The organism is Bacillus sp. LBG-1-113 (assembly GCF_020708615.1).
In the GTDB taxonomy this organism is placed as follows: domain Bacteria; phylum Bacillota; class Bacilli; order Bacillales; family Bacillaceae; genus Bacillus; species Bacillus mojavensis.
On the sequence record NZ_JAJFDG010000021.1, the window covers coordinates 1 to 3,028 of the forward strand.

Genomic DNA, 3,028 nt, shown 5'->3' on the forward strand with positions numbered 1-3,028 from the left:
AACGTGTTCTTTGAAAACTAGATAACAGTAGACATCACATTCAATTAGTAACACAAGATATCACATAGTGATTCTTTTTAACGGTTAAGTTAGAAAGGGCGCACGGTGGATGCCTTGGCACTAGGAGCCGATGAAGGACGGGACGAACACCGATATGCTTCGGGGAGCTGTAAGCAAGCTTTGATCCGGAGATTTCCGAATGGGGAAACCCACCACTCGTAATGGAGTGGTATCCATATCTGAATTCATAGGATATGAGAAGGCAGACCCGGGGAACTGAAACATCTAAGTACCCGGAGGAAGAGAAAGCAAATGCGATTCCCTGAGTAGCGGCGAGCGAAACGGGATTAGCCCAAACCAAGAGGCTTGCCTCTTGGGGTTGTAGGACACTCTATACGGAGTTACAAAGGAACGAGGTAGATGAAGAGGTCTGGAAAGGCCCGCCATAGAAGGTAACAGCCCTGTAGTCAAAACTTCGTTCTCTCCAGAGTGGATCCTGAGTACGGCGGAACACGTGAAATTCCGTCGGAATCCGGGAGGACCATCTCCCAAGGCTAAATACTCCCTAGTGACCGATAGTGAACCAGTACCGTGAGGGAAAGGTGAAAAGCACCCCGGAAGGGGAGTGAAAGAGATCCTGAAACCGTGTGCCTACAAGTAGTCAGAGCCCGTTAACGGGTGATGGCGTGCCTTTTGTAGAATGAACCGGCGAGTTACGATCCCGTGCAAGGTTAAGCAGAAGATGCGGAGCCGCAGCGAAAGCGAGTCTGAATAGGGCGCATGAGTACGTGGTCGTAGACCCGAAACCAGGTGATCTACCCATGTCCAGGGTGAAGTTCAGGTAACACTGAATGGAGGCCCGAACCCACGCACGTTGAAAAGTGCGGGGATGAGGTGTGGGTAGGGGTGAAATGCCAATCGAACCTGGAGATAGCTGGTTCTCTCCGAAATAGCTTTAGGGCTAGCCTCAAGGTAAGAGTCTTGGAGGTAGAGCACTGATTGGACTAGGGGCCCCTACCGGGTTACCGAATTCAGTCAAACTCCGAATGCCAATGACTTATCCTTGGGAGTCAGACTGCGAGTGATAAGATCCGTAGTCGAAAGGGAAACAGCCCAGACCGCCAGCTAAGGTCCCAAAGTATACGTTAAGTGGAAAAGGATGTGGAGTTGCTTAGACAACCAGGATGTTGGCTTAGAAGCAGCCACCATTTAAAGAGTGCGTAATAGCTCACTGGTCGAGTGACTCTGCGCCGAAAATGTACCGGGGCTAAACGTATCACCGAAGCTGCGGACTGTTCTTCGAACAGTGGTAGGAGAGCGTTCTAAGGGCTGTGAAGCCAGACCGGAAGGACTGGTGGAGCGCTTAGAAGTGAGAATGCCGGTATGAGTAGCGAAAGAGGGGTGAGAATCCCCTCCACCGAATGCCTAAGGTTTCCTGAGGAAGGCTCGTCCGCTCAGGGTTAGTCGGGACCTAAGCCGAGGCCGAAAGGCGTAGGCGATGGACAACAGGTTGATATTCCTGTACCACCTCCTCACCATTTGAGCAATGGGGGGACGCAGGAGGATAGGGTAAGCGCGGTATTGGATATCCGCGTCCAAGCAGTTAGGCTGGGAAATAGGCAAATCCGTTTCCCATAAGGCTGAGCTGTGATGGCGAGCGAAATTTAGTAGCGAAGTTCCTGATTCCACACTGCCAAGAAAAGCCTCTAGCGAGGTGAGAGGTGCCCGTACCGCAAACCGACACAGGTAGGCGAGGAGAGAATCCTAAGGTGATCGAGAGAACTCTCGTTAAGGAACTCGGCAAAATGACCCCGTAACTTCGGGAGAAGGGGTGCTCTGTTAGGGTGCAAGCCCGAGAGAGCCGCAGTGAATAGGCCCAGGCGACTGTTTAGCAAAAACACAGGTCTCTGCGAAGCCGTAAGGCGAAGTATAGGGGCTGACGCCTGCCCGGTGCTGGAAGGTTAAGAGGAGCGCTTAGCGTAAGCGAAGGTGCGAATTGAAGCCCCAGTAAACGGCGGCCGTAACTATAACGGTCCTAAGGTAGCGAAATTCCTTGTCGGGTAAGTTCCGACCCGCACGAAAGGCGCAACGATCTGGGCACTGTCTCAACGAGAGACTCGGTGAAATTATAGTACCTGTGAAGATGCAGGTTACCCGCGACAGGACGGAAAGACCCCGTGGAGCTTTACTGCAGCCTGATATTGAATGTTGGTACAGCTTGTACAGGATAGGTAGGAGCCTTGGAAACCGGAGCGCCAGCTTCGGTGGAGGCATCGGTGGGATACTACCCTGGCTGTATTGACCTTCTAACCCGCCGCCCTTATCGGGCGGGGAGACAGTGTCAGGTGGGCAGTTTGACTGGGGCGGTCGCCTCCTAAAAGGTAACGGAGGCGCCCAAAGGTTCCCTCAGAATGGTTGGAAATCATTCGCAGAGTGTAAAGGCACAAGGGAGCTTGACTGCGAGACCTACAAGTCGAGCAGGGACGAAAGTCGGGCTTAGTGATCCGGTGGTTCCGCATGGAAGGGCCATCGCTCAACGGATAAAAGCTACCCCGGGGATAACAGGCTTATCTCCCCCAAGAGTCCACATCGACGGGGAGGTTTGGCACCTCGATGTCGGCTCATCGCATCCTGGGGCTGTAGTCGGTCCCAAGGGTTGGGCTGTTCGCCCATTAAAGCGGTACGCGAGCTGGGTTCAGAACGTCGTGAGACAGTTCGGTCCCTATCCGTCGCGGGCGCAGGAAATTTGAGAGGAGCTGTCCTTAGTACGAGAGGACCGGGATGGACGCACCGCTGGTGTACCAGTTGTTCTGCCAAGGGCATCGCTGGGTAGCTATGTGCGGACGGGATAAGTGCTGAAAGCATCTAAGCATGAAGCCCCCCTCAAGATGAGATTTCCCATTCCGCAAGGAAGTAAGATCCCTGAAAGATGATCAGGTTGATAGGTCTGAGGTGGAAGTGTGGCGACACATGGAGCTGACAGATACTAATCGATCGAGGACTTAACCTAATTTCTAATGATGTCACA

At 53.0% G+C, this 3,028-nt stretch carries 1 rRNA gene; it reads left to right on the top strand.

The annotated features are described in order from the left end of the window. Positions 1-82 precede the first annotated feature (82 nt). Positions 83-3,010, top strand: a 23S ribosomal RNA gene (locus LJF29_RS21040). Positions 3,011-3,028 lie beyond the last annotated feature (18 nt).